This window comes from Mycobacterium sp. ITM-2016-00316 (assembly GCF_002968335.2).
Classification (GTDB): domain Bacteria; phylum Actinomycetota; class Actinomycetes; order Mycobacteriales; family Mycobacteriaceae; genus Mycobacterium.
The window spans coordinates 982,511-1,008,247 of sequence record NZ_CP134398.1 but is presented as its reverse complement, the minus strand read 5'-3'; the positions used below and the strand labels follow the sequence as shown (position 1 = coordinate 1,008,247).

The following is a 25,737-nucleotide window of genomic DNA, read 5'->3' as shown; positions in this document are numbered from 1 at the left end:
TTTACTCCCTAGCGCTTATTCTTGCCGGTGCGCCGGCGACGGACGATGAGCTTGTCGCTCGCCTTGTTCGGCTTGCGGGTACGGCCCTCGGGCTTGCCCCACGGGCTCACCGGGTGGCGGCCACCGGAGGTCTTACCCTCACCACCGCCGTGCGGGTGGTCGACCGGGTTCATCACGACACCACGGACGGTGGGGCGCTTGCCCTTCCACCGCATACGGCCGGCTTTACCCCAGTTGATGTTGGCCTGCTCGGCGTTGCCGACCTCGCCGACGGTGGCGCGGCAGCGCACGTCGACGCGACGGATCTCACCGGACGGCATACGCAGCGTGGCGTAGGCGCCTTCCTTACCGAGCAACTGGACGCTCACACCGGCCGAACGGGCCAGCTTCGCGCCGCCACCGGGACGCATCTCCACAGCGTGGATGACCGTGCCGGCCGGGATGTTGCGCAGCGGCAGGTTGTTGCCCGGCTTGATGTCGGCGTTGGCGCCCGACTCCACGACGGTGCCCTGCTTCAGTCCCTGCGGCGCGATGATGTAGCGCTTCTCGCCGTCCAGGTAGTGCAGCAGCGCGATGTTCGCGGTGCGGTTGGGGTCGTACTCGATGTGAGCGACCTTGGCGTCGACGCCGTCCTTGTCGTGGCGACGGAAATCGATCACGCGGTAGGCACGCTTGTGGCCACCGCCCTTGTGCCGAGTGGTGATGCGGCCGTGTGCGTTACGTCCACCCTTGCCGTGCAGCGGACGAACCAGCGACTTCTCCGGATGGTCGCGAGTGATCTCGGCGAAATCGGAGACGCTGGCACCGCGACGACCCGGGGTCGTCGGCTTGTACTTGCGAATTGCCATTTCTTAGTTCCTGAGTCTCTCTGCCCGCCGTTAGGCCGGCGCTCCGAACAAGTCGATCGGCTTGCTGCCCGCGGCCAAGGTCACGATGGCGCGCTTGGTGCTCTTGCGCTGTCCGTAGCCACTGCGAGTCCGCTTGCGCTTGCCGTTGCGGTTCAACGTGTTCACCGAATCGACCTTGACGGAGAAGATCTTCTCGATCGCGATCTTGATCTGCGTCTTGTTCGAGTCCGGGTGCACGACGAACGTGTACACGTTGTCCTCGATCAGCGAGTACGACTTCTCCGAGATGACCGGGGCCAGGATGATGTCGCGGGGGTCAGTGATCGTTGCCATCAGACCGACGCCTCCTGCTTCGTGTTGGAGCTGATGTAGGCATCCAGCGCCTCGACGCTGAAGATCACGTCGTCGGCGTGCAGCACGTCGTACGCGTTGAGCTGGTCTGCCGAGATCACGTGGACGTTCGGCAGGTTGCGCACGCTCTTGGCGCCGACCTCGTCGCTGCGACCGATGACGATCAGAACCTTCTTGTTGGTGGTCAGGCTCTCCAGGAAAGCCTTGGCCGCCTTGGTCGACGGGGTCTGCCCGCTGATCAGTTCGGTGATCGCATGGATGCGCTCGTTGCGGGCCCGGTCCGAGAGCGCCCCGCGGGTGGCGGCGGCGATCATCTTCTTCGGGGTGCGCTGGCTGTAGTCACGCGGCTTCGGGCCGTGCACCACGCCACCACCGGTGAACTGCGGTGCGCGGGTCGAACCCTGGCGGGCGCGGCCGGTGCCCTTCTGGCGGTAGGGCTTCTTGCCACCGCCGGACACCTCGGCACGAGTCTTCGCCGAGTGCGTGCCCTGACGCTTGGCGGCCAGCTGCGCGGTCACGACCTGGTGCAGCAGCGCGATGTTGGGCTCAACATCGAACAGCGCGGCAGGCAGCTCGACGGAGCCGTCCTTCTTGCCGTCCGGGGTGTGGACGTCAATCTTGAGAGACATTACTTCTCACCTCGTTTGATCGCGGTGCGGACCACGACGAGTCCACCGTTGCGCCCGGGGACGGCGCCCTTGATCAGCAGCACACCGTTCTCGGCATCGACCTTGTGCACCTTCAGGTTCTGGGTGGTGACGCGGTCACTGCCCATGCGGCCCGACATGCGGGTGCCCTTGAAGACGCGGCCCGGGGTGGCACAGCCACCGATCGAGCCGGGGCGGCGGTGCACGGCCTGGGCGCCGTGCGAGGCACCCTGACCCGAGAAACCGTGACGCTTCATGGTGCCGGCGAAGCCCTTGCCCTTGCTGGTGCCGGTCACGTCGACGTACGCGCCGTCGGCGAAGATCTCGGCGGTCAGCTCCTGGCCGACCTCGTAATCGGCAGCGGCGGCCTCGTTCTCGAGCCGGAGCTCGGCGAGGTGACGGCGCGGGTTCACACCTGCGGCGGCGAACTGACCGGTGACCGGCTTGTTCACCTTGCGCGGGCTGATCTCGCCGTACGCCAACTGCACTGCGCTGTAGCCGTCGCGCTCCGGGGTGCGGATGCGCGTCACGACGTTCGGGCCGGCCTTGACGACCGTGACCGGGACGACCTTGTTGTTCTCATCGAACACCTGCGTCATGCCCAGCTTGGTGCCCAAAATGCCTTTTCTAGCCATTTTTCTGGGTTCTCCTACTGGATATTGACGTCGACACTGGCCGGCAGATCGATGCGCATCAAGGCGTCAACGGTCTTCGGCGTGGGGTCGAGGATGTCGATAAGGCGCTTGTGGGTCCGCATTTCGAAATGCTCCCGCGAGTCCTTGTACTTATGGGGGGACCGGATGACGCAGTACACGTTCTTCTCGGTCGGCAGCGGCACCGGGCCGACCACGCTTGCTCCCGTACGGGTGACCGTCTCAACGATCTTGCGCGCCGAGGCGTCAATCGCCTCGTGGTCGTAGGCCTTCAGCCTGATGCGGATCTTCTGTCCCGCCACGCTTTCCTACCTCACTATTAAGGGCTTCCGCGCTTCGGGCGCGAAAAACTCTGTCTTCGTGCGCTCTGCCGGCCGGGTTTCCCCGTACGACAGCGCGCTGGCTATGCCGCCGCTGTTTACCTGTCTCTGGTTCACCGACCCCCGCGCTCGGGTGTGTCGCCCTTACGCACACTCTTTCGCGTCGATAATCTGTCGCAATCGAGGTGGGGACCGGGTGCGTCCGTGTAGGACGCGGGTCGGATGCTCTCAGCCAGGCGAACCCGGCAGAAGGCAACCCGAACAGTATGCCTCAGATCCCGGCGTCCTCCAAATCCCCATATGAGCAGCTTGGAGGCTCGTCGAGACGCTGTGGAGGTACACAAACCGCTCGACCGCCTACCTCACGTCAGCCAGCCGCACGTCGGCCTCTACTTCGCTGACACCAGGTAGACAGGACGGCCCCATCTCCTACCTCATGTCAGCCGGCCGCGGTCGCCTTCGGTCCTCGCTGAAATCAGGTAGCCGAGACCCCGCGTGAGACCGCAGGCCGGAGCACGCCGCGCGGCTATCTTACTCCAGAGTAAGGTAGCCGGATGACAGACAGTCCCACCTACCGCGCCTGGCAACAGCTGTCGAACAAACCGCTGGGCAGCCGGCTGTTCTCGGCGGCCGCGATGGTCCGGGTGCCCTACTTCGCCAGCGTGCTCCCCCACATCGTGCGGATGGAACCCGGCTATGCCGAGGTCCAGGTGCCGAAATGGTTCTACGTCTACAACCACCTGCACACCGTGCACGCCATCGCCTCGTGCAATGCCGCCGAGGTGGCGATGGGCATGGCAATGGAGGCGACGGTGCCCGGTACGCACCGCTGGATCCCCAAGGGGATGACGGTGCAGTATCTGGCCAAGGCCACCACCTCGCTGCGGGCCCGGGCCGAGTTCACCCCGCCCGATTTCGGCGCCATCACCGACGGGGTCGAGGTGGTGGTGCCGGTGAGCATCACCGACCGCGACGGCACCGAGGTCGTGCACGCCGACATCACCTGCTGGGTGACACCGCTCAGCGGGTGAGGCCCGCCCAGAACTCGCACTGGTGGACGTCGTCGAAATCGGTGACCACCCGCGAACCGTCGGGTTGCAGCGACATGACCTGCCCGTCGCCGAACTCCGGCCAGCCACCACCGGGGTCGCCGTCCTTCACGAAATGTGCCCAATGGTCGATCATCTGATTCGACAGCTCCTGTTGGGCCGGGTTCAGCGGCGGAGCGCCCCCGACGTCGAACAGGTAACGCAGTTCCAGCGAGTGGCTGGCACCGACGGGAAACGGCAAGGTGCGCATGGGTTCCGGCGTCGGCGGGTTCGGATCGTTGAACTCGTAGGCGTACACCTGGCTGTCGCCGGACAGTTCGTCGGCCATCCGCTCGGCGACGCACGCGAACACACCGTCGGTGACCGCCGCCGAGTACGCGCGGGCCGCGCTGCCCCCGTACCGGTCCAACGGGTACCGAGCACCAATCGCCGCCGCCTGCGACCCGAAGGTGTTGTCGAGTAGACCGGGATACTCGCCCGCCGCGTACTGCCTGCTCCCGCGCAGGTACTGCAGCGCGACGAAGAGGGTGAACTCGTCCCTGTTGCTGCCGATCAGCACGGGCACATCGGCCGCCCGGCCGTCGCGGAACGCGACCATCGGATCTTCGGGCAGCACAGTGGTCCCGTGCACCGGCCCACTGAGGGTGTCCTCGCCGATCCGGGCGAACCACACCGGCTTTCGCAGTGCGGAATCCGGCAGTGCGCGCAGGCAGGCGGCGGCGGTCGCCGGATCACCGCAGCCCGCGTCCCGCGCGTAGTCCTCGCTGATGCGCTCGGCCGCCGGCAGCGCCAGCTGGGCCTGACACGGTCCGCTCTGGATGATCGCGGCTCGGAACAGCCCCGTCGACTCGGGCGCGACCATGTGATCACATACCGACATCCCGCCCGCCGATTCGCCGGCGATGGTCACCTTGTCCGGATCGCCTCCGAAGGCCGAGATGTTGTCGTGGACCCAGCGCAGCGCCGCCTGCTGGTCCTGCAATCCGTAGTTACCGACGGCGCCCTTCGGGCCGAGCGCCGGGTGCGCCAGGAAGCCGAGCGCCCCGAGTCGATAGTTCAGCGTGACGACGACGATGTCGCCCCGGTCGACCAGCCATCGCGAGTCGTACATCCCGCCGTTTCCGTTGATGAACGCGCCACCATGGATCCACACCATCACCGGCCGTGGATCTTCGGACGGCGGCGGCGTCCAGACGTTCAGGGTGAGACAGTCCTCATCGGTCTGCCTGCCCATCTCCAGATCGCTGCCCTCGTCCTGCAGGCAGCGCGGGCCGACCTTGGTCGCATCGCGCACCCCGGCCCAGGGCGCCACCGGCTGCGGCGGCTGCCAGCGCAGGGGCCCGACCGGCGGGGCCGCATAGGGAATCCCGGCAAAATGCCGTTTGTCCAGAGTGGCGACGCCCTGCACCAGACCCGCCGTCGTCTTCACCACGGACGGGTCGGGCGGCAGGGACGCCGGGGCGTCCGCGTCATGGCCCGCGCAGCCGAGCGTGAGCGCCCCGACGGTCAGTAATGCCAACGCACAGCGGACGAGTCGGGACATGGAAGGCACCGCCCGAGCCTACTGACGACGATTCCCGCATTCCGGGCGTGCGATCCGGGACGCCCCCTAGACTGTTAACTTGACAGCCGTCAAGACAGCATGAGGAGCAGATCGATGAGCACTCCGACCAAGGATGGCCGGGCCAGCCAGTACGCCAACGTGTTCGTCGAGCCGAAGGCCTACGCCGACGACGCGCGCTTGCACGAGGCCCTGGCCTATCTGCGTGCTCATGAACCGGTCGTGCGCGTCGAGTCCAAGCGCTACCGCCCGTTCTGGGCGATCACCAAACACGCCGACATCATGGCCATCGAGCGCGAGAACGACCTCTTCCTCAGCGAACCCCGACCGCTGCTGGCCACCGCGGCCGCCGACGATCTGGCCAAGGAACAGCTGGCAGCGGGAATGGGCCTGCGCACGCTGATCCACATGGACGACCCGCACCATCGCAAGGTCCGCACCATCGGCGCCGACTGGTTCCGGCCCAAGGCGATGCGCGATCTGAAGGTCCGGGTCGACGAACTCGCCAAACGGTATGTCGACCGGATGCGCGATATCGGGCCCGAATGCGATTTCGTCACCGAGATCGCGGTGCACTTCCCGCTCTACGTCATCATGTCGCTGCTCGGGCTGCCCGAGGACGACTACGAGCGCATGCACATGCTGACCCAGGAGATGTTCGGCGGTGACGATGACGAGTACAAGCGCGACGGCGGAACCCTGGAGGATCAGCTCGCCGTACTGCTCGACTTCTTCGCCTACTTCTCCCAACTCACCGCGTCCCGCCGGGAGAACCCGACCGACGATCTGGCCTCGGCGATCGCCAACGGCCGCATCGACGGTGAGCCGCTGAGCGATGTGGACACCGCGTCCTACTACGTGATCGTGGCCAGCGCAGGCCATGACACCACCAAGGACGCGATCTCCGGCGGGCTGCTGGCTCTCATCGAGAATCCCGATGAGCTGGCGCGGTTGCGCAAGGATCCGGCACTGATGGGCACCGCCGTCGAGGAGATGATCCGCTGGACGACGCCGGTCAAGGAGTTCATGCGGACCGCCGCCACCGACACCGAGGTGCGCGGTGTGCCGATCGCCGCGGGCGAATCCGTCTATCTGGCTTATGTTTCGGGCAATCGCGACGAAGAGGTATTTGCCGAGCCGTTCCGCTTCGACGTCAGCCGGGACCCCAACAAGCACGTCGCATTCGGTTACGGCGTGCACTTCTGTCTGGGTGCCGCCCTGGCCCGGATGGAGATGAACAGCCTGTTCTCCGAACTGATTCCGCGCCTGGACTCGATCGAGCTCTCCGGCACGCCCGAGCTGTCCGCGACCACCTTCGTCGGCGGCCTCAAGCACCTGCCGATCAGGTACTCGCTGCGGTAGTTTCACCGGAGGTCTGGTGGGTGGCCAGGAAGCCGTCGACGGCCATCCGCGCGACCGTGCGGTAGTCGAAGTCGGTCAGGGTGCTGAGCTTGCCCAGCAGGATCGGGCCGGCCAGCAGCGCCACCGCCTGCATTCGATCGACGGCGCCGAACGCCGCACGGCCATCCGGACTGTCGAAGATCGCGTCGAACGGTTCCGCGTACTGCTCGGCTACCCGTTCGCGCAGGGTGCGCACCGCGTCGCTCTCGGGATCGCGTTCGCCCTTGCCCCACCAGGACGGATCCAGGCCGCCGCCCAGCGCCAGCCAGGAGGTCGCGGCCAGGCTGATCGGCGCCTCGGCGATCAGGTCGGCGAACCCGTCCAGCGCGGCGATCAGCCGATCGCGCAGCGTGCCGCCCTCCGGCGGTAATGGCGCGGGCGGGATCAACGCGTGAAAGGCCGCCGCCAGCAAGTCGTTCCCGCTCGGAAAGTGTCGGTAGAGCGTGGCCCGCGCCACCTTGGACGCGCGAATAACCGCATCGACGGTGACCGCACTGGGTCCGCCCGTGCGCAGCAGCGCTGTCGCCGCCTCCAACAACCGGGCCCGCGAACGCGCCGGCCGCGGGTCGGTGTGTGTCGACATCGTCCCCAACTCCCTTCCCCACCGAGGAACGAGACTGTTAGTCTCGAAACAAGACGGGCAGTACCAAAAATAACGCACCCGTCGATGGAGGGGCAATGGTCGACACACTCGCCGGGTCGGGGCGGCCCACGGACCCGACCCTCGCCGCGCTTTCGACCAAGGCCCGCGTCTGGACGTTGCTCATCGCGTGTCTCGGTGTGCTGCTGGTGATCTCCTCGATGGTCGCGCTGAACACCGCGCTCCCCGATCTCGCCAAGGCCACCTCGGCCACCCAGACCGAACTCACCTGGATCGTCGACAGCTACACCCTGGTGCTGGCCTGCTTGTTGCTGCCCGCCGGCGCACTGGGTGACCGCTACGGCCGCCGCGGCGCCCTACTGCTAGGCCTGGCGGTGTTCACCGTCGCGTCGATCGCCCCGGTGATCTGGTCGGACCCGATGGACCTGATCATCGCGCGCGGAGCGGCGGGCGCGGGTGCCGCCTTCGTCATGCCCGCGACGCTGTCCCTGTTGACCTCCGCCTACCCGAAAGAACAGCGCAACAAGGCGGTTGGCATCTGGGCGGGCACCGCGGGCTGCGGCGCGGTGGCCGGCATGCTGGGCTCGGGTGGGCTGCTGCACTTCTTCGGGTGGCAGGCGATCTTCTGGGGATTCGCGGGCGTCGGCGTGCTGTTGTTCGTGCTGACCTTCACCATCGCGACATCCAAGGAATCGATCGCCAAACCACTGGACTGGCTCGGCGCCGTCGTCATCGGCGGCGGGGTGGCGGTGCTGGTGTTTGGCATCCTCGAAGCACCTGCCCGCGGCTGGTCCGATGCGCTGGTCATCGGTTGCATCGTCGTCGGCGCGCTGATGATGCTGGCGTTCGGCGTCATCGAACTGCGTCGGGAGCATCCCCTGCTCGACGTCCGTCTGTTCGCCAACCCCGCATTCGCCACCGGCGCCGCGGCGATCACCGTGTTCTTTCTCGCCATGTTCGGCTTCTTCTACGTCGTCATGCAGCACATGCAACTGATCCTCGGCTACAGCCCGATCAAGACGGCGTTCGCGCTCACCCCGCTGATGGGTCCCGTCCTGCTGCTGTCCGCGACGTCGTTCTGGTACCTGCCGAGGGCCGGGCTGCGACTGGTGGTCTTCACCGGACTGACCTTGATTGCCGTGGGCTTTCTGCTGCTGAGCACCATCACCGTCGACGACGGCTATGCGGCCGTGGGCTGGCCGCTGCTGGTGATGAGTATCGGCATCGGATTCCTCACCGCACCAACCACTTCCGCGATCATGAACACCGCTCCCGATGACAAGCAGGGGGTGGCCTCGGCCGTCAACGACACCACCCGCGAGGTGGGTGCCGCGCTGGGTATCGCCTTGGCCGGGTCACTGCTGGCCGCGCAGTACACCGACCTGCTGGCGCCCAGACTCCCGGCCGACCTGCCACCCTCGGCCCGCGACGCCGCGCTGGGGTCCCTCGGCCAGGCCCTTGAGGTCTCGGCGACACTGGGACCGGCGGGTGCACCCATCGCCGAACTCGGCAGGGCAGCGTTCGTCGAGTCGATGAGTGCGTCGCTGCTGGGACTCGCGGTCATCGTGGGCATCAGCGCCGTCGTCATCGGCCTGTGGGCACCCGGCCGCGACGATCAGCAGTTGCGGGTCATGCGCCGCCTCCGCGGCGGCGGCAGGCACCGCGCCTAGTCTGTGATCAGCTCCGCGGCCCGGTGCCCGATCATCGCGATCGTGGCGTGCGGCCCGCGCGACGTGGCCGTCGGCATGATCGACCCGTCGGCCACCCACAGCCCGTCGACACCGAACACCCGGCACCTCGGATCGAGCACCGTGCCCAACGGGGCGGTACCGCACAGGTGTTGCGTGGTAGACCAGTTCGCCTCGCGGTCAACGACTCCGGCGATCTCACGTGCCAGTTCGGCGCCGCGCCGCAGCGCCTCGACATCCTCGGCGACGGCATCGTAGTGATGTGCGATCACCGGCGCCACCGCGATATCCGGCGAGCAGACCGTCAGCCGGCCCCGCGCCGCGGGGCGCATGAGCGCCACCCCGATGTGCGGCGGATCCGACGGCGGCTCGCCAGTCATCTGCGCGAAACCCGATGTGTACAAACGGATCTCCATCCCGTCGACCGACAGCGCCGCCTCGATCGGGGTGCGCCCACCGTCTGCGGGCCAGTCGACGGGCAGCACCCACTCCGGGTGATCCTGGAAGTGCGCTCCGACGGGCAGATTCGCCAGCACCGGGATCCCCGCGGCGCCAAGGACATCGGCAGGACCGCAACCGGACACCAGCAGCAGGTGCGCGGTGCCGATTGCCCCCGCGCACAGCACGACACGGTCCGCGGCGTAGTGCACCGGCCCGGCTGGTCCGAGCGCATCGACCCCGACCGCCCGGGTTCCGGAGAACCGGATCCGCTGCGCCCTGGTCGCCGGGTGCACGGCCAGGTTCGGTCGCTTCGCCGCCGGCCCCAGGAAGGCCGCGCCCGGTCCGACCCTGCTGCCGTCGCGCACGTTGAGCGGCAGCGCGCCCACGCCGTCGGCGGGTCCGTCGCCGTTCAGGTCATCGATCCAGCGGAACCCCATTGCCAGCACCGACTGCACAAACAGCTCGGTGCCCGAACTGAATTCGCGTGTTCTGCGGACCGGGATCGGCCCGGTGCCACCGTGTAGCGGCCCGGCGAAGTCCAGGTCTGTCTCGATCGCCCGGAAGTGTGGCAGCACGTCGTCCCAGGACCAGCCGGGCGTGTGCCAGCCCGAGTAGTCCGCGGGCACGCCCCGGCAGAAGTAGCCGCCGTTGATCGCACCGGACCCGCCGACGACCGCGCCGCGCACCAGGTCGACCACCCGGCGTGGGGTGTCGGTCAGCGTTGCCGGGTAGCGGCTGATCACCGGACTGCCGGGCCCGATCGGCACCAGGTGTGCGTCGCCGGCCCTGGGTGGGACCGCCGGCGGACCCGCCTCCAGGACCGCGACACCACAGCCGGGATCGGCTGAAAGACGTTCGGCAAGAATCGAACCAGCACTGCCGGCACCGACGATCAGGACATCAGTGTGCAACGCGGCGCACTTCAGGTTCGGATCTGCGGCTTGAGTGCGCCGACGTGCCGTTCGCGGACCACGCCGGTCCACAGCCCCAGCCCGTAGGCGACATCATCGAGACGCTTGAGCACCAGATAGCTCAGCAGGCCCACCCGATGGGTGTCCTCGGCAACGCTGTTGCGGCGGTCGGCCCAGTCGGCCAACCCATCGACGACGGCGGCGGCGAGCACGAGGTGCCGGCACCGCCGGAAGAACACCGCGGCCAGCAAGGCGACCGGCCAGTAGTGCCGGCAGATGGCCGATGCCACCTGCAGGCACGCGCCCCACATCCCGCCGGCCGCGACCGCGGCGACGTCCTTGGGCCCGGTCTCGACTGACTCCAGTGAGGCAGAGATACGCCTGCCGAAAAACGCCGCGACCACCGCGGCGACGAGATAGCCCGAGCAGGACCGCGTCGCCACCAGCAGCCAGAGCACCAGCATCCACCGCGACACCACCATCGGCGCCGTCTTACCCGGATGCCGGACTGCCAGCGGTGCTGCGGACCGCCCGTAGAAAGCCTTGCGCTGGAACCATTCCCGCAGCTGGGTGCGGTGTTCGTGGCCGACCAGGGCGATGGGTTCGTACCGCAACCGGGCGCCGGCCTCGATGAACCTCCAGCAGAGGTCGACATCCTCGCCCGACTCCATGGTCTCGTCGAAGCCACCCACCTCGGTCAGCGCACTGCGCCGGCAGATGATGGCGGCGCTGGGCACATAGGACACCGTGCCGTAGGGCACCACCGGTGCCTCCCGCATGCCCAGGTCCAACGAGGAGCGCACGGCCTCGTACCGAGCCACCACATTGTCCGGCTCGTTCAGACTGACGATCCGGGGTGCCACCAGGGCCACCGCCGGGTCGCAGAAATGACCGAGCAGCGCTTCCATCCAGCCGCGGCGGGGCACCACGTCGGAGTCCAGGAACGCCACGAAGTCGGTGTTGCAGGCGCGCAGGCCGGTATTGCGGGCCGCCGCCGGGCCGCGACTGCGGGCATGCCGCAGCACCCGCACCTCACAGCGCGCGCCGTCGAAATCGGTGTCCTTCAGCGGTTCGGCGGATCCGTCGTCGACCACCACGACATTCATCCCACGCAGCGCCCGGACCAGCCTGCTGACCCCGAATACATTGTCACGCACCGGAATAACCACCGTCACATCGTGGTGCGACGGGCCACTGGGCGGACGCGGGTGTGCGACGGTGGCGTCGAGCAGAGTGCGTGCCAGCTGCGCGGACAGCGCGTCGTGGACCTCCAGGCGACCGTCGTCGATCATCGTCTGGGCCACTGGAGCCAGCCGCAGCAAACGCGTGGGCGAGCCGCCCAGCAATGCCGAACCCGCACCCAGCACCTTGACCCGGCGGTCCACCTGGACGGCGAACCCGTCGGGCAGGCGCGGGCCCGTCATGTCAGCATCCCGTGCCCGTTCGGTGTCCAGGCCAGGAGTTTGCGGGCGCACCCGTCGACCATCTCGGCAAAGTACTGCTCCCCCTCGACCGCGCTGGCGGTGGTCGGGTCCCCGAGCACCCCGACCGCACTGACCGCGGCCACGCCACCGGCACGCATGGCGGGCATCAACTCGGCCAGCGGTGCGCTGTTCCCCGCCACCACGTTCTCGGTGTGTACCGCCTCGGGCGAAATATGTAGCAATACAGATGTTTCGGTGTGCCCGGCGTGCGCGTCCGCACCGGGCACCATGCATGGGCTCCAGCTGACGTCGCGACCCTCGGTCCGCAGCAGGCCCACCGCCCCGGCCAGCGCCTCGACATTGCCACCGTGGCCGTTGACGAAGACCAACCGGGTAGCCCAGATGCAGGCCGACCGGCCGAACTCGACGAGTAAGAGTCGCAACGCCTCGGTGCCGATCGAGACCGTGCCGGCAAAACCCTCGTGCTCGCCGCTCGCGCCGTAGCTCAGCGCCGGTGCCAGCAGCCATCCGCTGCCGAGTCGGGCAGCCACAGCGCGTGCGACGGCGGACGCTATGCGGGTGTCGGTGTCCAGCGGCAGGTGCGGGCCGTGCTGTTCGGTGGAGCCGAGCGGCACGATGAGCGCCGGGTACCCGTCGGATTGCTGATGGCGCGCGGTGGAAAGCAGTCCGCTCGATGTCACACCGCCGAGCTCCCCGGGTACAGCCACCCGGTGATGGTAGGCCGAATTCACCTGGTATGCACCGATTGTTGGCGCATGCGCTGCAATTGATTTCCGCGGCTGTCGGCCACTCGGCGGACAACCGGTCACGTCAGTCACGTCAGTCACGCCCGTATCAGGCTACCGGCGTGTCAGGACTGCGGCACTCCGAGCGTGCGGGTGAAGCCATCGGGGATCAGGATGTCCTCACGGGTCAGGTCGTGGATCGAGGACTTGCCCAGACCCCGCAACGCCGAGTCGATGCCTCCAGACAGGATGTCGAGCACGTTCTCCACACCGGCCTGTCCGTTTGCCGCCAGACCCCACAGGTAGGCCCGGCCGATCATGACTGCGCGGGCGCCGAGCGCGACGGCCTTGACGACATCGCTGCCTCGGCGCACGCCGCCGTCCAGCAAAACTTCGACCTGATCGCCCACCGCGTCGGCGATGGCCGGCAGGCAGCGGATCGCAGCCGGGGTGCCGTCCAGGTTGTTGCCGCCGTGGTTGGACACGGTGATGGCCGAAACCCCGGCATCCACAGCACGTTTGGCGTCGTCGACGCGGACCATGCCCTTGAGCAGGAACGGCCCGCCCCACTGTTCGCGCAGCCAGGCCACGTCCTCCCAGGTGGGCGGTGGGGTGCCCATCCACTGGCCGTAGGCCTCGAAGAACGTCGGGCCTGCCTCACCGCGGCGGCCCTGATTGGGAACCCGCAGGTCCGGCGGTTGCAGCGTCTTGGCGAAGCTGTAGAACCAGCGCGGCTTGGTGATGACCTCTGGCGCCATCTTCACCATGGTCTTGAGGTCCATCCGCTCCGGGATCTTGGGGCTGCCCCAGTCCCGGCCGTGGCTGAAGCTCCAGTCGGTGGTCAGGATCAGACCGACCGCACCGGCCTCGCGGGCCCGCACCATGCGGGCCAGGATCTCGTCCCGGCTGCCCAGCCAGTAGATCTGGAAGAAGATCTTGCCGTTGACGGCGGTCACTTCCTCCATCGGCTTGCTCGCGAACGACGACAACCCCATCGCGGTGCCGCGAGCGGCCGCCGCGCGTGCCACGGCCACCTCACCGTCGGGGTCTACCGCCTGTACACCGGTCGGCGAGATGATCACGGGCATCGAGATGTCCTGTCCCATCACCGTTGTCGCCATCTCACGCTTCTCGGTGGCACCGATGACATGAGGGGCGAAACCGAGCTGGGAGAACGCCTCGACGTTGTCAGAGACCGAAACCCCCTTCTCGCTCGCCGAGATCAGCGAGGAGTAGGCGGAGCGGGGCAGCCGTTTCTTCGCACGCTGTTGGGCGATGGCAACGGTCTCGAACCAGGTATCGCGAGCCATGATCTCTACACAGGACTTTCGTTACAGAACTTCTTGGGCGGGACGGTGAGCAGTTTGAGCGGGATGGGGCCCTTTCTCCCGCCTGCGCGGGAGTGGTCGACCGAGGACTTGGGCTTGTCCCGCTCGGCAGCCAGGGCGGGTTCGCCGTACCCCTGCACACATTCGGGGTCGGGCCCATCCATGGGCAGGCCGGTGAAGAACTTGGCCGCCATGCAGCCACCCCGACAGGAGTCGTAGTGCGCGCAGCCGCTGCACGCACCGGCGGACTGCGGTTCGCGCAGTTCCTGGAACAACGGCGATTTCTGCCAGACGTTCTTGAATCCGGTGCCGAAACCGGTGTCCTGCAGGATGTTTCCGGCGTGGAACTTGTCGTGGATGGCGAACGGGCAGGCGTACACATCACCGATCGGATCGATCAGACACACCACCCGGCCGGCGCCGCACAGGTTGAGCCCGGCCAGCGCACCCGGCTCACCGAGACCCGACAGGTGGAAGAAGGAGTCACCGGTCAGGACTCCTTCGCCGTGGGCGACGAGCCATTCGTAGAGCTGGACCTGCTGCACCGGCGTGGGGTGCAGGTCGTCCCAGACGTCGGCGCCGCGACCGGACGGCCGCAGCCGGGTGATGCGCAGGGTGGCGCCGTAAGTGTCTGCCAGTGCCTTGAAATCGTCGAGCTGGTCCACGTTCTGGCGGGTCACCACGACCGAGATCTTGGCGTCCTTGAAGCCGGCGTCCTTGAGGTTCTCCAGCGCCCGGATCGCCATCGCGAACGAACCCGGACCACGCACCTCGTCATTGACCTCGGCGGTGGCACCGTCCAGCGAGATCTGCACATCCACGTAGTCACTGGCGGCGAGCTTGGCCGCCACCTCGCGGTTGATGCGCACGCCGTTGGTGGAGAATTTGACCCCGACATGATGCTCGGTCGCGTAGTCGACGAGCTCCCAGAAGTCCGACCGCACAGTCGGTTCCCCACCGCCGATGTTCACGTAGAACACCTGCATGCGCTCGAGTTCGTCGATGATGTCCTTGCACTGTTGAGTGCTCAGTTCGCGGGGATCCCGCTTGCCCGACGAGGACAGGCAGTGCACGCAGGACAGGTTGCAGGCGTAGGTCAGTTCCCAGGTCAGGCAGATGGGAGCATCGAGTCCGTGCTCGAACTGCTCGACGAGCCGGGGGACGCGGGCAGGCGCCTCGGGCAGCACTGCAGTCATACGGTCTCCTTCGCCACGAGCATGTTGGATTTCACCAGCACACTCAGCGCATGTAGGTACGGGCCTTGGGCGGCGTCGTCGATTCCGGCGGCGCGACAAGCGGATCGGATGTCGGGATGCTCGTCGAGCGAGTTGACCACCGCGACGATCGTCCGGTTCTTCAGGAACGAAAGCTTGCGGGTACCGAAGTGGTACAGCAGCGCCCCGAACGGCTCCGGCCGCACCGCCACCTGGTGGTGCAGCCGCCAGCCGCGATCGGGGTCGAACGCCACTGCATCAGCAGTGGGTGCGCTCACGATCAGTAAACCCCGCACATACCGTCGATCGAGACCTCTTCGACGAGGGACTCGGTGACGAGCTGCGCTTCGGTCTCAACCTGCTGATTCTGGTCCATGGGGGATCGCACCTTTCTTGGCTGTGATACGTCTAGGTCATCGACTTTTGTGACCTGGGTCGCAAGAATATGGCATCGAGTGCAGAAATGGAAGGGTGGGTTTCATGGCCAAGTCGTCCGGACCTCGTGTCGGTCGCCGGCCGTCGACCACCCAGGACCACATCACCTCCGTCGCGCTGGATCTGTTCGCCAGCCACGGCTTCGATGAGGTCAGCGTCGACGATGTCGCGCGGGCGGCCGGAATCGCCCGTCGCACCCTGTTCCGCTACTACCCGTCCAAGAACGCCATCCCCTGGGGCGACTTCGACGCGCACCTGAACCTCATGCGCGAGCTGCTCGCCGAGGGTGACCAGCGCGGCGACATCGCCGTGGCCCTGCGCACCGCACTGCTGGCGTTCAACCGCTTCGACGACGAGGAGCGGCACCGACAGCGCATGCGCCTGATCCTGGGAACCGATGCGCTGCAGGCTCATTCGATGACCATGTACGCCGGCTGGCGCACCGTGGTTGCCGAGTATGTGGCCCGCCGCCGCGGCGAGAAAGCGGACGGCCTGGTCCCCCAGACCGCCGCCTGGACGCTGCTCGGAGTCGCCCTGACCGCCTACGAGCAGTGGCTGGCCGACGAGTCGGTCTCCCTGGAACAACTACTCGGCGATTCCTTCGACGTCGTCGGCCGCGGCCTCACCTCTCTGTGATTTATGCGAGATCCGTAACGCTGGGCGTTACTGAGCCCGCACAAATCGCTGGAAACTGGGGTGTCGGAGTTTCACCCCGGACGGCGACGATAGAGATGTGAGCGTCGAATCGGGTCACCGCGATGCCCCTCGGGAGCTACTGGAGCTCTACGACGAGGCATTGCCCGCGGTGTACGGGTACTTCACCCGGCGCTGCGGTGACCGCGCGGCTGCCGAGGATCTGACGTCGGACACCTTCCTGGCGGCCATGGATGCGGCGCGCAAACCGGCGCCGCCGCCGATGACGGTGCCCTGGCTGATCGGGGTGGCCCGGCACAAGCTGGCCGACCACTATCGCCGACGGCACGACAGGTTCAGCGTGCCGGTGGCCGACCTGCCCGAACCGGTCGATCCTGTCGACGTCTGGGACGCCGAGCTGGACCGCATCGTCGCCGAGGCGGTGTTGGCCCGGCTGCCCGAGCAGCACCGCACCGTGTTGGCGCTGCGCTATCTCGACGACTGCTCGGTGGGTGAATGCGCCGAGTTGATCGGGCGCACCGTGCACGCCACCGAAACCCTGCTGGTGCGGGCCCGCCGCGCCTTCAGATCGCAATACCCGGCACCGGAAGGAGGGCCGTCGTGAACAACAACAGGGATCCCTTGGCCGTGCTGCACGGCGACGAACTCCCGGTGGCGCCCGATCCGGCGTTCGCGGCACGGCTGCGGGCGCGACTGGAATCGGCCCTCACCCTGCCCGCCAACACGTCAGGAGTTGTCATGAGCGGCACCGATACCGCTATCGCAGAACTGAATTCCACCCCCACCACAACCGCACCGCCGCGGCCGGCGGCCATCCCCTACCTGGCGGTGCCGGATGCCCAGGCCGCCATCGCCTGGTACGTCGCGGCGCTGGGCGCCACCGTCATCGGCGATCCGATCCTGATGGGCGACGGCCGAGTCGGCCATGCCGAGCTCGCCATCGGCGACGGGGTGCTCTACCTGGCCGACGAATTCCCCGAGATGGGTCTCAAAGCACCTGCTCCGCAGTCTGTTTCGGTGAGCTTGATGCTGCCGGTGGCCGACACCGATGCCACACTGCAGCGGGCCCGCGACCACGGGGCCACCGTGCTGCGCGAGGTCTACGAGGACCACGGCTCGCGCGGCGCGACCATCGTCGACCCGTCCGGGCACCGCTGGATGCTGTCGGGCCCGATGACCGGCGCGCGGGTGCAGATCAAACACGGCGATGTCGGCTACGTGTCGCTGTGGACCCCGGATGCCGAACGGGCGGCCGCGTTCTACGGTCACGTGCTGGGCTGGACCTATGACCGGCAGACCAGCCAGGTCACCAACACCACACTGCCGACCGGCATCTTCCAGGTCGACGGTCCGCAGACCATGGTGTGCTGCTACGCCGTCGACGACCTGGACGGCGCCCGGCGGGCCATCACCGACGGCGGTGGCGAGCCCGGCGGGGAGATCGAGTTCGACTTCGGCACCGTACTGGATGCCGTCGACCCCGCGGGCGCCGCGTTCGCGGTGTTCAAGTCAGCCCCGGGCACCCCGCGTCCCGCGCTCAACGGTACTGGGCCGGGCGAACTTTCGTACATCACCTATTTCACCGAGAACTCCGCCGATTTCCGGGCATTCTACTCCCGGGTGTTGCACTGGACCTTCGAGTCCGGGCGGGTCGAGGACGGTTGGGCTGTCCAGGGGGCACACCCGATGGCGGGCATCGCCGGCGGAGACGCCAAGCCGACAACGGTGCCGATGTGGACCGTCGAGGACATCGACGCCGCGGTCGAGCGGGTCCGGGCGGCCGGCGGCACCGTCATCGAGGAACCCTCGACGCAGTCGTACGGTAGGTCCGCGTTGTGCACCGACGACCAGGGTGCCCGGTTCTACCTGGGCGAGCTCTAGGCAGGCATTACGTCGGCGATGGGGGCGCCGGCGGCGATCTTGCCGCGGGCCTTCATCACCTTGCCCGGCATCCCGCCACCGACCACGGCGGTGACGACACCGTCACGCTCGTAGTAGGCCAGGAACTTGCGGCCGTCGTCCTCGACGATATGCACCACGTCGTCGGCCGCGGGCTCGCCGAGGCACTGGATCTTGACGTCGTACTGGTCGCTCCAGAAGTACGGCACCGAGATCGCGGCGTTGCCCGGCTCTTGACCCAGGATCGCCGGCACCAGCACCCGGGCCTGCTCGGCCACGTTGCTCCAGTGCTCGACGCGCACCTGATGGCCCACCTCGGAGCGCCAGGACGCCACATCGCCGATGGCCCATACATTCTCGGCGCTGGTCCGGCCGGCGGCATCGCACACCACACCGTTGTCCACCGCGATACCGCTGCCGTCGAGCCACCCCGTCACCGGATGCGAGCCGATGCCGACCACGACCACATCGGCGTCCAGCTCGGTGCCGTCGGAGAGCACGACCTTCTCGACCTTGTCGGTGCCGGCCACCGAGGCCACCCCGACACCGCAGCGCACATCCACGCCCTCGGCCTCGTGCAGGCGGGTCACCAGCGACCCGATCTTCTCGCCGAGCACCGAGGCCAGCGGGGTCGGCTGCGGTTCCACGATCACCACGTCGACACCGAGCTGACGCAGGCTGGCCGCGACCTCACACCCGATGAAGCCGGCACCGATGATGACTGCGCGCCGGGCGGTCGCGGCGTGCTCGCGCAGTTCCGCGCTCTCGCCGATGGAGCGCAGCACCCGGATGCCCGCCAGGTCGGGGAAGGATGGAATGCGCTTGGGGGCAAGGCCGGTGGCGATGACCAGCTGGTCGTATCCGAGCGTCGAGCCATCGGCCAGGGTGAGCACCTTCGCCGCGGTGTCCACCGACTGCGCGGCCGAGCCGAGGCGCAGCGTGATGTTGCCCTCGTCGTAGAACTCCTGCGGCTTGAGCACCACATCGTGCTCGGGGTTGCGCAGGACTTCTTTGGACAGCGGCGGCCGGTCGTACGGCAGGTGCTGCTCGTCGCTGACGATGGTGATCGGTCCGGTGTATTCGGCGCGGCGCAATTGTTCGGCCGTTCGGGCTGCAGCCAGCCCACCACCGACAATGACGATGCCCCCATTGGTTGCCACGTGGTGTTTCTTACACGATGGCGCGCTTCTGTAGTCCACCACCCCGGCGGTACCGCTCAGGACCGGGTGCGCTCGATGATGTTCGAGAGCACCACGATGCTCTCGCTGCGCTCGATATCGGCGCTGGCCCGGATGCGCTCCAGGGCGTCCTCGAGGTGGCGCATATCCCGAGCCAATACGTGCAGGATGGCATCCGCGGTACCCGTCACGGTAGCCGCGCTGACCACCTCCGGGATGTCCACCCAGGCCTGGCGCAACTCGCTGGGCGCGATCGTGCCGTGGCAGTACACCTGCACATAGGCCTCGGTGGTCCAGCCGAGCGCATTGCGATCCACCACCGCGGTGAACCCACGGATCACTCCGGTGTCGAGCATGCGGTCGACCCGTCTTTTCACCGCGGGCGCCGACAGGTTCACCCGCTGCCCGATCTCGGCGAAGGTCGCGCGCGCATCATCGGTCAACTCGGCGAGAATGCGTTCATCGGTCTCATCCACCGTCCATCACCTCCTGTGAACAACAAATCGCTGCCCATAGCGCTCAAGCACAATGAATCGATACTACAGACGCAATACACGGCGATTGATTGCTTCAGATAAGGCGAATACCGTCATGATCATGACGGTCTCCGATCTCACCGCCACTGTGGCTTCTCCCGACCCCAAACCCGCCCGTACATCTCTCCGCAAGGCCCGCGCCCGCCACTTCGTCATGACGGCACCGCGCCACTTCGCCGTCGAGTACGCCATCAATCCCTGGATGGACACCAGCGTCGCCGTCGATGTGGATCTCGCGCTGCGCCAGTGGGACACCCTGCGCGACGCCTACACCCAGCTCGGCCATGCCGTCGATCTGGTGGACCCGGTCGCCGGGCTACCGGACATGGTCTACGCCGCCAACGGCGGACTCGTGGTCAACGGCCGCGCGGTGGTCGCGAACTTCACCTTCCCGCAGCGCGCCGCCGAGGCCGACGCGTACGCCGCGTGGATGACCGCATCCGGACATCGACCCGAGCGCACCCGGCACCACAACGAAGGCCAGGGCGATCTGCTGGTGGCCGGGACAACGGTGTTGGCCGGCTATGGTTTTCGCACCGATAGGCGGGCCCACGACGAGGTGGCCGCGATCACCGGACTGCCGGTGATCAGCCTGGAACTCGTCGACCCGCGGTTCTACCACCTCGACACCGCACTCACGGTGCTCAGCGACGGACCCGACGTCACCGTCGCCTACTATCCGCCGGCGTTCTCCGCGGACGCCCTGGCCCGTTTGCGCGAACTGTTCCCCTCCGCCATCGAGGTCGCCTCCGCGGACGCCTTCGTGCTCGGCCTCAACGCGGTCTCCGATGGCCGCCACGTCATCCTGCCGATCCGCGCGACCGGATTCGCCGACCAACTACGCCAGGCCGGATTCGAACCGATCGGCGTGGATCTTTCCGAACTGCTCAAGGGCGGCGGATCGATCAAATGCTGCACGCTGGAAGTACATCCGTGAGCGTCGTGAGCGATATCAGCGCCAGGACCCGAAACGCCATCGCCCTCGACGACCGCTACGCCGCACACAACTATTCCCCGCTGCCGGTCGTCGCGGCATCCGCCGAGGGCGCCTGGATCACCGACGTGGACGGTCACCGCTATCTGGACTGCCTGGCCGCCTACTCGGCGGTGAACTTCGGCCACCGCAATCCGGTGATCACCGCAGCCGCCCACGCCCAACTCGACGCCGTCACGCTGGTGAGCCGGGCATTTCACTCCGACCGGCTCGGCCCGTTCTGCGAGGCGCTGGCCCGGTTGTGCGGCAAGGACATGGTGCTGCCGATGAACAGTGGCGCCGAGGCCGTCGAGAGCGCGATCAAGGTGGCCCGCAAGTGGGGCACCGATGTCAAGGGCGTTGCGGCCGGACAAGCCAATATCATCGTGGCTCGCAACAACTTCCACGGCCGCACCACCACCATCATCAGCTTCTCCGACGACGAGACGGCCCGCGGCGGGTTCGGACCGTTCACCCCCGGTTTCCGGGCGGTGCCGTTCGGCGATGCGCAGGCCGTGGCGGCGGCCATCGACGAGCACACCGTCGCGGTCCTGTTGGAGCCCATCCAGGGTGAGGCCGGCATCATCGTGCCGCCCGCCGACTTCCTGCCCCGGGTGCGCCAACTGTGCACCGACAACAACGTGTTGATGATCGCCGACGAGATCCAGTCCGGCCTGGCCCGCACCGGCCGTACCTTCGCCTGCGACCACTGGGGCGTGGTACCCGATGTCTATGTACTGGGCAAGGCGCTCGGCGGCGGCGTGGTCCCGCTGTCGGCGGTGGTGGCCGACCGTGATGTGCTGGGCGTGCTGCACCCCGGTGAACACGGCTCCACCTTCGGCGGTAACCCGCTGGCAGCCGCCATCGGATCCACCGTCATCTCCATCCTGGAGAGCGGCGAATACCAGTCCCGCTCAACTGAACTGGGCGCCCACCTACACACCCGGCTGACCGGCGTGTCCGGCGTCACCGCCGTGCGCGGCATGGGATTGTGGGCGGGCGTCGACATCGACGCACGGTTCGGCACCGGCAAACAGGTGAGCCTGCGGCTGGCCGAACGTGGTGTGCTCGTGAAGGACACCCACGGTCACACCCTGCGCTTCGCCCCGCCGCTGGTCATCACCAGGGACGAGATCGACTGGGCGGTGGACCGATTCGCCGAAGCGATGGTGGACGCCTAGTACTTCATCACACCGCGGTCGACGGCGATCTGGCTGCCCGACAGGGTCGATGACGCATCACTGGCCAGCCAGGCCACCACATTGGCGACCTCTTCGGGCGCCATGAACGCCGCCAGGCCCTCGCTCTTGCCGTCGGTCACCCGGTGGTACGGCATCGGCGCGAAGCTGTGCAGGAAGCTGGGGTGCTTGCCAAACAGCGCGCCCATCGCCTCCGGTTCGATCATCGGGGTGTCGATGGAGTACGGGTGGATGGAGTTCACCCGGATGCCGAACTCACCGACCTCCAGCGCCAGCGAGTTGGTCAACGCGGTGAGGCCGTGTTTGGACGCCGCGTAGTGCCCGTTCCCGGGTGTGGCCTTCACCCCCGCCGAGGAGCTGACGATGATGATGGACCCGCCGTTGCCGGCCTCGATCATGGCCGGAACGGTAGCCCGGATGGTCCGCCAGGTGCCGTTGAGGTTCACGTCGATGACGGTGTCCCACTGCTCCGGAGTGAGTTCCCAGAGCCGGCCCCAGCTCAGCACGCCCGCATTGGCGACCACGATGTCGAGGCGGCCGAACTGTTCGACCGCGTCGGCCACCAGTTGCTGCTGGGCTTCCAGATCGCGGATGTCGACGGCGCGGGCCAGCACTTTGCGCCCGGTGGCCTCCACCGCGCGCACCGTCTCGGCCAGATCCTCGGCGGTGGCCGCCGGGTAGGTGACCGAGCTCGAGACCGGCGCGCAGATATCGGAGGCGATGATGTCGGCGCCCTCGTTGGCGAGCCGGATGGCGTGCGCCCGTCCCTGGCCGCGGGCGGCGCCGGTGATAAAGGCCACCCGGCCCTCGAGTGTCTCGCTTGCCGCCGTCATCAGCCGGTCCTTCCCAAATCACCCCGTCGGTCCCGCGCCAGGCTAGCAGTAGAACTGAAACGTGTTCTAGTGATTGCGCCGGTATCTAGAACACGACGGGATCACGGATGATGGGGCAGGTCATACAGTGACCGCCGCCCCGGCCCCGGCCCAGTTCGGCGCCGACGATGGTGATGACCTCGACACCGGCCTTACGCAGCAACGAATTGGTGTGGGTGTTGCGGTCGTAGGCGAAGACCACCCCGGGTTCGACCGCGACGAGGTTGTTGCCGCTGTCCCACTGCTGGCGTTCCGAGTCGTAGCGGGTGCCACCGGTTTCGACGACGCGTAGCTGCGGCAGGCCCAACGCTTCGGCGACCACCTCGGTGAACGGCTTGTGCTCCTCGATGACCTCCACACCGGGATCGCGGTCGCTGGGCAGCAGCGTGAACGGGGCGATGTTGTCCACGATGTCCGGGTAGATGGTGACCACGTCGCGGTCGGCGAAGGTGAAGACCGTGTCCAGGTGCATGGCTGCGCGCAGCTTGGGCATCCCGGCCACGATCACTTTCTCGGCACCGCCGTTGGCGAACAGCTCGGCGGCCACCTGGGTGATGGCCTGCCGCGAAGTCCGTTCACTCATCCCGATGAGCACGACCCCATTGCCGGGGATCATGACGTCACCGCCCTCGATGGTGGCCAGTCCCCACTGTTTCTCGGGATCGCCCCACCACACCCGGGATCCCACGTAATCCGGGTGGAACTCGTAGATCGCCTTCATCAGCAGCGTCTCGTCCTGCCGAGCCGGCCAGTACAGCGGGTTGAGCGTCACCCCGCCGTAGATCCAACAGGTGGTGTCTCGGGTGTAGAGCGTGTTGGGCAGCGGCGGCATCAGATACTCGGCGACCCGGGTGTCCTCCCGGGTCAGCGCGCGGTACCCGGACTGGATGTCCGATGGCAGGTCAAGCGTCGACATGCCACCGATCAGCAGTTCGGCCAGCCGGCGGGGCTGCAGGGAGTCCAGGAAGCCACGAGCGTCCTCGACGAGTCCGAGGCCCACCTCGTTGGCCGTGATCTTGCGGTCGAGCAACCAGGCCTTCGCCTCGGCGTTCTCCATGGTCTCGGTGAGCAGCTCGTGCAGTTCGACGACCTCGACGTCACGGTCGCGCATCTTGTCCATGAAGTCGAAGTGATCGCGCCGCGCGTTCTGCACCCACAGCACGTCGTCGAACAACAGGTCATCGCAGTTCGTCGGCGTCAACCGCTCATGGGCAAGGCCCGGCGAGCACACCAGCACCTTGCGCAACTTGCCCACTTCGGAGTGCACCCCGTAGGCGTCGGATGGCTTGGCGGTCATACGTTCTCCTTAGCAGCTCTGGTCGAGATCAGATCTGGATCGCGCCGGTGATCAGGCCGGAGATCCCGCCGATCGCACCCAACACGATGATGCCGAACAACACCGCCTCGGCGGGCTTGAACACCCGCAGTCCGCTCTGCCTGCGGGCCATCCAATACAGCAGCGCGCCGGGGGCATAGAGGATGCAGGACAACAAGAGGTGATCCCACCCCGCTGCATACACCAAGAACAGCGTGTAGAACGTCGCCACCGCGGCGATCGCCATATCCGGGACCAAGGATTTTCCATCGGAGTAGGTTTCGCGGGTGATGGTCAGCTTCAACGCGTAACCGGCGGCAAGTAGGTATGGGATCAATGCCAGCGCCGCTGTCAGATCGAGCATGAAGTCCAGCGCATTGTCCGAGAACACCAGCAGGATCAGCAGCAGTTGCACCAGCCCGGCGGCCATGACCAGCGCGTTGACCGGAGCCCCATTCGAGTTCTCCCGGGCCAGAAACCTCGGCATATCGTCGGATTTGGCGGGCAGATAGAGGATCTCGGCAGCCATCAACGTCCAGGCCAGGTAGGCACCCAGCACCGAGATGATGACACCCACCCGGATGAGTACCGAACCCCACGGCCCGACAACCGATTCCAGTACCGCGGCCATCGACGGCTGGGACGCCCCCGCCAGCTCCGACTGGGCCATCACACCGTAAGAGGACAGCGTCACGAGCATGAAGACCGACAGCACAGCCAGGAAACCGATCACCGTCGCCTTGCCGACGTCCTCGCGCTTCTTGGCGAAGCGGGAGTAGACGCTGGCGCCCTCGATCCCCATGAACACGAAAACCGTGATGAGCATCGTGCCCTTGGCCTGCTCGAAAAGCGAGGACCAGGAGTAGTTTCCGTCGCCACCCCAGAAGTTCCCGGTGAACACATCGGCCTCGAACGCGATGGCCACGATCACGATGAACATCAGGATCGGGATGATTTTGGCAAACGTCGCGATGCGGTTAATGATGGCGGCCTCTTTGACGCCGCGCAGGATCAGATAGAAGAACAGCCACACCCCGACCGACGAGATGACCACGGCGATGACGGTGGAACCGTCACCGAGAGTGGGGAACAACGCCGGGAACAGTGACCCAAGGGTGGCCATGATCAACACCCAGTACGAGGTGTTGCCCGCACACGCCGATGCCCAGAATCCGAACGCGGAGTTGAAACCGACATAGTCGCCGAATCCGGCCCGGGCGTAGGCGTAGATGCCGGCATCCAGGTCGGGTTTGCGGGTGGCCAGCCGCTGAAAGACGAAGGCCAGCATGAGCATTCCGGCACCGGCGATCGTCCAGGCGATCAGGGCGCCCGCGACACCGGTCTCCACGCCGAAGCGGCGCGGCAGCAGGAACACACCCGACCCGATCATCGAACCGATGACCATGGCGGTCAGGGTGGGCAGACTGACCTTGTTGTCCCTGACGTCGACTTCCGCTGCGGTCATGGCACCCCACCGTCCTCCCCGGGACCTA

The 25,737-nt window shown here is 67.1% G+C and carries 27 protein-coding genes; 8 read left to right on the top strand and 19 right to left on the bottom strand.

Going from position 1 to position 25,737, the window contains the following annotated elements; all coding sequences use genetic code 11:
* Window positions 1-8: 8 nt before the first annotated feature.
* Genes rplB through rpsJ form a run of 5 tightly spaced genes read right to left on the bottom strand, consistent with a single transcriptional unit; the run spans window position 9 to window position 2,801 of the window.
* Window positions 9-848, bottom strand: coding sequence for a 50S ribosomal protein L2 (gene rplB, locus C6A86_RS04805; RefSeq protein WP_105364520.1), 840 nt, complete (start codon window positions 846-848; stop codon window positions 9-11).
* Window positions 849-878: 30 nt separating this feature from the next.
* Window positions 879-1,181 (bottom strand): 50S ribosomal protein L23, encoded by a 303-nt coding sequence (gene rplW / locus C6A86_RS04800; RefSeq protein ID WP_057167018.1) that lies wholly within the window; start codon window positions 1,179-1,181, stop codon window positions 879-881.
* Window positions 1,181-1,828 carry a 50S ribosomal protein L4 gene (gene rplD / locus C6A86_RS04795; protein ID WP_105364521.1) on the bottom strand — a complete coding sequence of 216 codons (648 nt, stop codon included), beginning with the start codon at window positions 1,826-1,828 and terminating at the stop codon, window positions 1,181-1,183. The genes rplW and rplD overlap by 1 nt, the downstream gene beginning before the upstream one ends.
* Window positions 1,828-2,481: a 50S ribosomal protein L3 gene (rplC, locus tag C6A86_RS04790; RefSeq protein ID WP_105364522.1), complete on the bottom strand. Its 654-nt coding sequence runs from the start codon at window positions 2,479-2,481 to the stop codon at window positions 1,828-1,830. Before rplC ends, rplD begins: the two co-directional genes overlap by 1 nt.
* Before the next feature lie 14 nt (window positions 2,482-2,495).
* A complete protein-coding gene (gene rpsJ / locus C6A86_RS04785) occupies window positions 2,496-2,801 on the bottom strand; it encodes a 30S ribosomal protein S10 (RefSeq protein ID WP_003883485.1) in 306 nt (101 codons plus the stop codon).
* Window positions 2,802-3,373: 572 nt separating this feature from the next.
* Between rpsJ and C6A86_RS04780 the strand changes: the two genes are divergently transcribed.
* Window positions 3,374-3,850: a hotdog fold domain-containing protein gene (locus C6A86_RS04780; RefSeq protein WP_105364523.1), complete on the top strand. Its 477-nt coding sequence runs from the start codon at window positions 3,374-3,376 to the stop codon at window positions 3,848-3,850.
* Here C6A86_RS04780 and C6A86_RS04775 read toward each other — a convergent pair.
* Entirely contained in the window at window positions 3,840-5,411 is a 1,572-nt protein-coding gene (locus C6A86_RS04775) for a carboxylesterase/lipase family protein (protein WP_105364524.1), read from the bottom strand. The genes C6A86_RS04780 and C6A86_RS04775 overlap by 11 nt on opposite strands.
* Before the next feature lie 114 nt (window positions 5,412-5,525).
* Here C6A86_RS04775 and C6A86_RS04770 point away from each other — a divergent pair, with 114 nt between their 5' ends.
* A complete protein-coding gene (locus tag C6A86_RS04770) occupies window positions 5,526-6,791 on the top strand; it encodes a cytochrome P450 (protein ID WP_105364525.1) in 1,266 nt (421 codons plus the stop codon).
* On the opposite strand, the gene C6A86_RS04765 is transcribed toward C6A86_RS04770, so the two are convergent.
* Window positions 6,772-7,413 (bottom strand): TetR/AcrR family transcriptional regulator, encoded by a 642-nt coding sequence (locus tag C6A86_RS04765; protein WP_105364526.1) that lies wholly within the window; start codon window positions 7,411-7,413, stop codon window positions 6,772-6,774. The genes C6A86_RS04770 and C6A86_RS04765 overlap by 20 nt on opposite strands.
* A gap of 95 nt (window positions 7,414-7,508) precedes the next feature.
* Here C6A86_RS04765 and C6A86_RS04760 point away from each other — a divergent pair, with 95 nt between their 5' ends.
* Complete coding sequence (locus tag C6A86_RS04760; RefSeq protein WP_105364527.1) at window positions 7,509-9,101, top strand: MFS transporter; 1,593 nt, start codon at window positions 7,509-7,511, stop codon at window positions 9,099-9,101.
* On the opposite strand, the gene mftG is transcribed toward C6A86_RS04760, so the two are convergent.
* The 7 genes from mftG to mftA all read right to left on the bottom strand — a co-directional run bounded on the left by mftG (window position 9,098) and on the right by mftA (window position 15,559).
* Window positions 9,098-10,486 carry a mycofactocin system GMC family oxidoreductase MftG gene (gene mftG, locus C6A86_RS04755; RefSeq protein WP_396835264.1) on the bottom strand — a complete coding sequence of 463 codons (1,389 nt, stop codon included), beginning with the start codon at window positions 10,484-10,486 and terminating at the stop codon, window positions 9,098-9,100. The two genes, C6A86_RS04760 and mftG, sit on opposite strands and share 4 nt — an antisense overlap.
* On the bottom strand, window positions 10,483-11,895 hold the full coding sequence (mftF, locus tag C6A86_RS04750) for a mycofactocin biosynthesis glycosyltransferase MftF (RefSeq protein WP_105364529.1): 1,413 nt from the start codon (window positions 11,893-11,895) through the stop codon (window positions 10,483-10,485). The genes mftG and mftF overlap by 4 nt, the downstream gene beginning before the upstream one ends.
* Window positions 11,892-12,647: a mycofactocin biosynthesis peptidyl-dipeptidase MftE gene (gene mftE, locus C6A86_RS04745; RefSeq protein WP_105364530.1), complete on the bottom strand. Its 756-nt coding sequence runs from the start codon at window positions 12,645-12,647 to the stop codon at window positions 11,892-11,894. The genes mftF and mftE overlap by 4 nt, the downstream gene beginning before the upstream one ends.
* 119 nt (window positions 12,648-12,766) lie before the next feature.
* On the bottom strand, window positions 12,767-13,951 hold the full coding sequence (mftD, locus tag C6A86_RS04740) for a pre-mycofactocin synthase MftD (RefSeq protein WP_105364531.1): 1,185 nt from the start codon (window positions 13,949-13,951) through the stop codon (window positions 12,767-12,769).
* A gap of 5 nt (window positions 13,952-13,956) precedes the next feature.
* A complete protein-coding gene (mftC, locus tag C6A86_RS04735; protein WP_105364532.1) occupies window positions 13,957-15,165 on the bottom strand; it encodes a mycofactocin radical SAM maturase in 1,209 nt (402 codons plus the stop codon).
* Window positions 15,162-15,479, bottom strand: a complete 318-nt coding sequence (gene mftB, locus C6A86_RS04730; RefSeq protein WP_199196290.1) for a mycofactocin biosynthesis chaperone MftB — start codon at window positions 15,477-15,479, stop codon at window positions 15,162-15,164. The genes mftC and mftB overlap by 4 nt, the downstream gene beginning before the upstream one ends.
* Window positions 15,464-15,559 carry a mycofactocin precursor MftA gene (gene mftA, locus C6A86_RS04725; protein WP_073856536.1) on the bottom strand — a complete coding sequence of 32 codons (96 nt, stop codon included), beginning with the start codon at window positions 15,557-15,559 and terminating at the stop codon, window positions 15,464-15,466. The genes mftB and mftA overlap by 16 nt, the downstream gene beginning before the upstream one ends.
* Before the next feature lie 104 nt (window positions 15,560-15,663).
* Between mftA and mftR the strand changes: the two genes are divergently transcribed.
* The 3 genes from mftR to C6A86_RS04710 all read left to right on the top strand — a co-directional run bounded on the left by mftR (window position 15,664) and on the right by C6A86_RS04710 (window position 18,153).
* Window positions 15,664-16,254, top strand: coding sequence for a mycofactocin system transcriptional regulator (mftR, locus tag C6A86_RS04720; protein WP_105364543.1), 591 nt, complete (start codon window positions 15,664-15,666; stop codon window positions 16,252-16,254).
* Between the two features lie 97 nt (window positions 16,255-16,351).
* Window positions 16,352-16,876 (top strand): RNA polymerase sigma factor, encoded by a 525-nt coding sequence (locus tag C6A86_RS04715; RefSeq protein ID WP_105364534.1) that lies wholly within the window; start codon window positions 16,352-16,354, stop codon window positions 16,874-16,876.
* The gene (locus C6A86_RS04710; RefSeq protein WP_105364535.1) at window positions 16,873-18,153 is read left to right on the top strand and encodes a VOC family protein; all 1,281 of its coding nucleotides are present in this window, start codon (window positions 16,873-16,875) and stop codon (window positions 18,151-18,153) included. Before C6A86_RS04715 ends, C6A86_RS04710 begins: the two co-directional genes overlap by 4 nt.
* Here the strand turns inward: C6A86_RS04710 and C6A86_RS04705 are convergent.
* On the bottom strand, window positions 18,150-19,331 hold the full coding sequence (locus C6A86_RS04705) for an NAD(P)/FAD-dependent oxidoreductase (RefSeq protein ID WP_105364536.1): 1,182 nt from the start codon (window positions 19,329-19,331) through the stop codon (window positions 18,150-18,152). The genes C6A86_RS04710 and C6A86_RS04705 overlap by 4 nt on opposite strands.
* A gap of 56 nt (window positions 19,332-19,387) precedes the next feature.
* Window positions 19,388-19,825 (bottom strand): Lrp/AsnC family transcriptional regulator, encoded by a 438-nt coding sequence (locus tag C6A86_RS04700; protein ID WP_105364537.1) that lies wholly within the window; start codon window positions 19,823-19,825, stop codon window positions 19,388-19,390.
* 121 nt (window positions 19,826-19,946) lie between these two features.
* Between C6A86_RS04700 and ddaH the strand changes: the two genes are divergently transcribed.
* Window positions 19,947-20,822: a dimethylargininase gene (ddaH, locus tag C6A86_RS04695; RefSeq protein WP_105364544.1), complete on the top strand. Its 876-nt coding sequence runs from the start codon at window positions 19,947-19,949 to the stop codon at window positions 20,820-20,822.
* On the top strand, window positions 20,795-22,039 hold the full coding sequence (gene rocD / locus C6A86_RS04690) for an ornithine--oxo-acid transaminase (protein WP_105364538.1): 1,245 nt from the start codon (window positions 20,795-20,797) through the stop codon (window positions 22,037-22,039). The genes ddaH and rocD overlap by 28 nt, the downstream gene beginning before the upstream one ends.
* Here the strand turns inward: rocD and C6A86_RS04685 are convergent.
* From C6A86_RS04685 to C6A86_RS04675, 3 genes are all read right to left on the bottom strand, one after another.
* Window positions 22,036-22,890, bottom strand: a complete 855-nt coding sequence (locus C6A86_RS04685; RefSeq protein WP_105364539.1) for a mycofactocin-coupled SDR family oxidoreductase — start codon at window positions 22,888-22,890, stop codon at window positions 22,036-22,038. The genes rocD and C6A86_RS04685 overlap by 4 nt on opposite strands.
* Before the next feature lie 85 nt (window positions 22,891-22,975).
* On the bottom strand, window positions 22,976-24,226 hold the full coding sequence (gene arcA, locus C6A86_RS04680; protein WP_105364540.1) for an arginine deiminase: 1,251 nt from the start codon (window positions 24,224-24,226) through the stop codon (window positions 22,976-22,978).
* 28 nt (window positions 24,227-24,254) lie between these two features.
* Window positions 24,255-25,709, bottom strand: a complete 1,455-nt coding sequence (locus C6A86_RS04675; protein ID WP_105364541.1) for a basic amino acid/polyamine antiporter — start codon at window positions 25,707-25,709, stop codon at window positions 24,255-24,257.
* Window positions 25,710-25,737 lie beyond the last annotated feature (28 nt).

Excerpts from the sequence above, each read along its gene's own strand:
- rocD (WP_105364538.1), top strand. The coding sequence starts at position 20,795 with ATGCTGCACGCTGGAAGTACATCCGTGAGCGTCGTGAGCGATATCAGC.
- mftC (WP_105364532.1), bottom strand. The coding sequence starts at position 15,165 with ATGACTGCAGTGCTGCCCGAGGCGCCTGCCCGCGTCCCCCGGCTCGTC.
- C6A86_RS04685 (WP_105364539.1), bottom strand. The coding sequence starts at position 22,890 with ATGACGGCGGCAAGCGAGACACTCGAGGGCCGGGTGGCCTTTATCACC.
- rplC (WP_105364522.1), bottom strand. The coding sequence starts at position 2,481 with ATGGCTAGAAAAGGCATTTTGGGCACCAAGCTGGGCATGACGCAGGTG.
- rplW (WP_057167018.1), bottom strand. The coding sequence starts at position 1,181 with ATGGCAACGATCACTGACCCCCGCGACATCATCCTGGCCCCGGTCATC.
- mftA (WP_073856536.1), bottom strand. The coding sequence starts at position 15,559 with ATGGACCAGAATCAGCAGGTTGAGACCGAAGCGCAGCTCGTCACCGAG.
- C6A86_RS04775 (WP_105364524.1), bottom strand. The coding sequence starts at position 5,411 with ATGTCCCGACTCGTCCGCTGTGCGTTGGCATTACTGACCGTCGGGGCG.
- rplB (WP_105364520.1), bottom strand. The coding sequence starts at position 848 with ATGGCAATTCGCAAGTACAAGCCGACGACCCCGGGTCGTCGCGGTGCC.
- C6A86_RS04760 (WP_105364527.1), top strand. The coding sequence starts at position 7,509 with ATGGTCGACACACTCGCCGGGTCGGGGCGGCCCACGGACCCGACCCTC.
- mftR (WP_105364543.1), top strand. The coding sequence starts at position 15,664 with ATGGCCAAGTCGTCCGGACCTCGTGTCGGTCGCCGGCCGTCGACCACC.
- mftF (WP_105364529.1), bottom strand. The coding sequence starts at position 11,895 with ATGACGGGCCCGCGCCTGCCCGACGGGTTCGCCGTCCAGGTGGACCGC.
- arcA (WP_105364540.1), bottom strand. The coding sequence starts at position 24,226 with ATGACCGCCAAGCCATCCGACGCCTACGGGGTGCACTCCGAAGTGGGC.
- mftD (WP_105364531.1), bottom strand. The coding sequence starts at position 13,951 with ATGGCTCGCGATACCTGGTTCGAGACCGTTGCCATCGCCCAACAGCGT.
- rplD (WP_105364521.1), bottom strand. The coding sequence starts at position 1,828 with ATGTCTCTCAAGATTGACGTCCACACCCCGGACGGCAAGAAGGACGGC.
- C6A86_RS04765 (WP_105364526.1), bottom strand. The coding sequence starts at position 7,413 with ATGTCGACACACACCGACCCGCGGCCGGCGCGTTCGCGGGCCCGGTTG.
- C6A86_RS04770 (WP_105364525.1), top strand. The coding sequence starts at position 5,526 with ATGAGCACTCCGACCAAGGATGGCCGGGCCAGCCAGTACGCCAACGTG.
- ddaH (WP_105364544.1), top strand. The coding sequence starts at position 19,947 with ATGACGGTCTCCGATCTCACCGCCACTGTGGCTTCTCCCGACCCCAAA.
- C6A86_RS04780 (WP_105364523.1), top strand. The coding sequence starts at position 3,374 with ATGACAGACAGTCCCACCTACCGCGCCTGGCAACAGCTGTCGAACAAA.
- C6A86_RS04675 (WP_105364541.1), bottom strand. The coding sequence starts at position 25,709 with ATGACCGCAGCGGAAGTCGACGTCAGGGACAACAAGGTCAGTCTGCCC.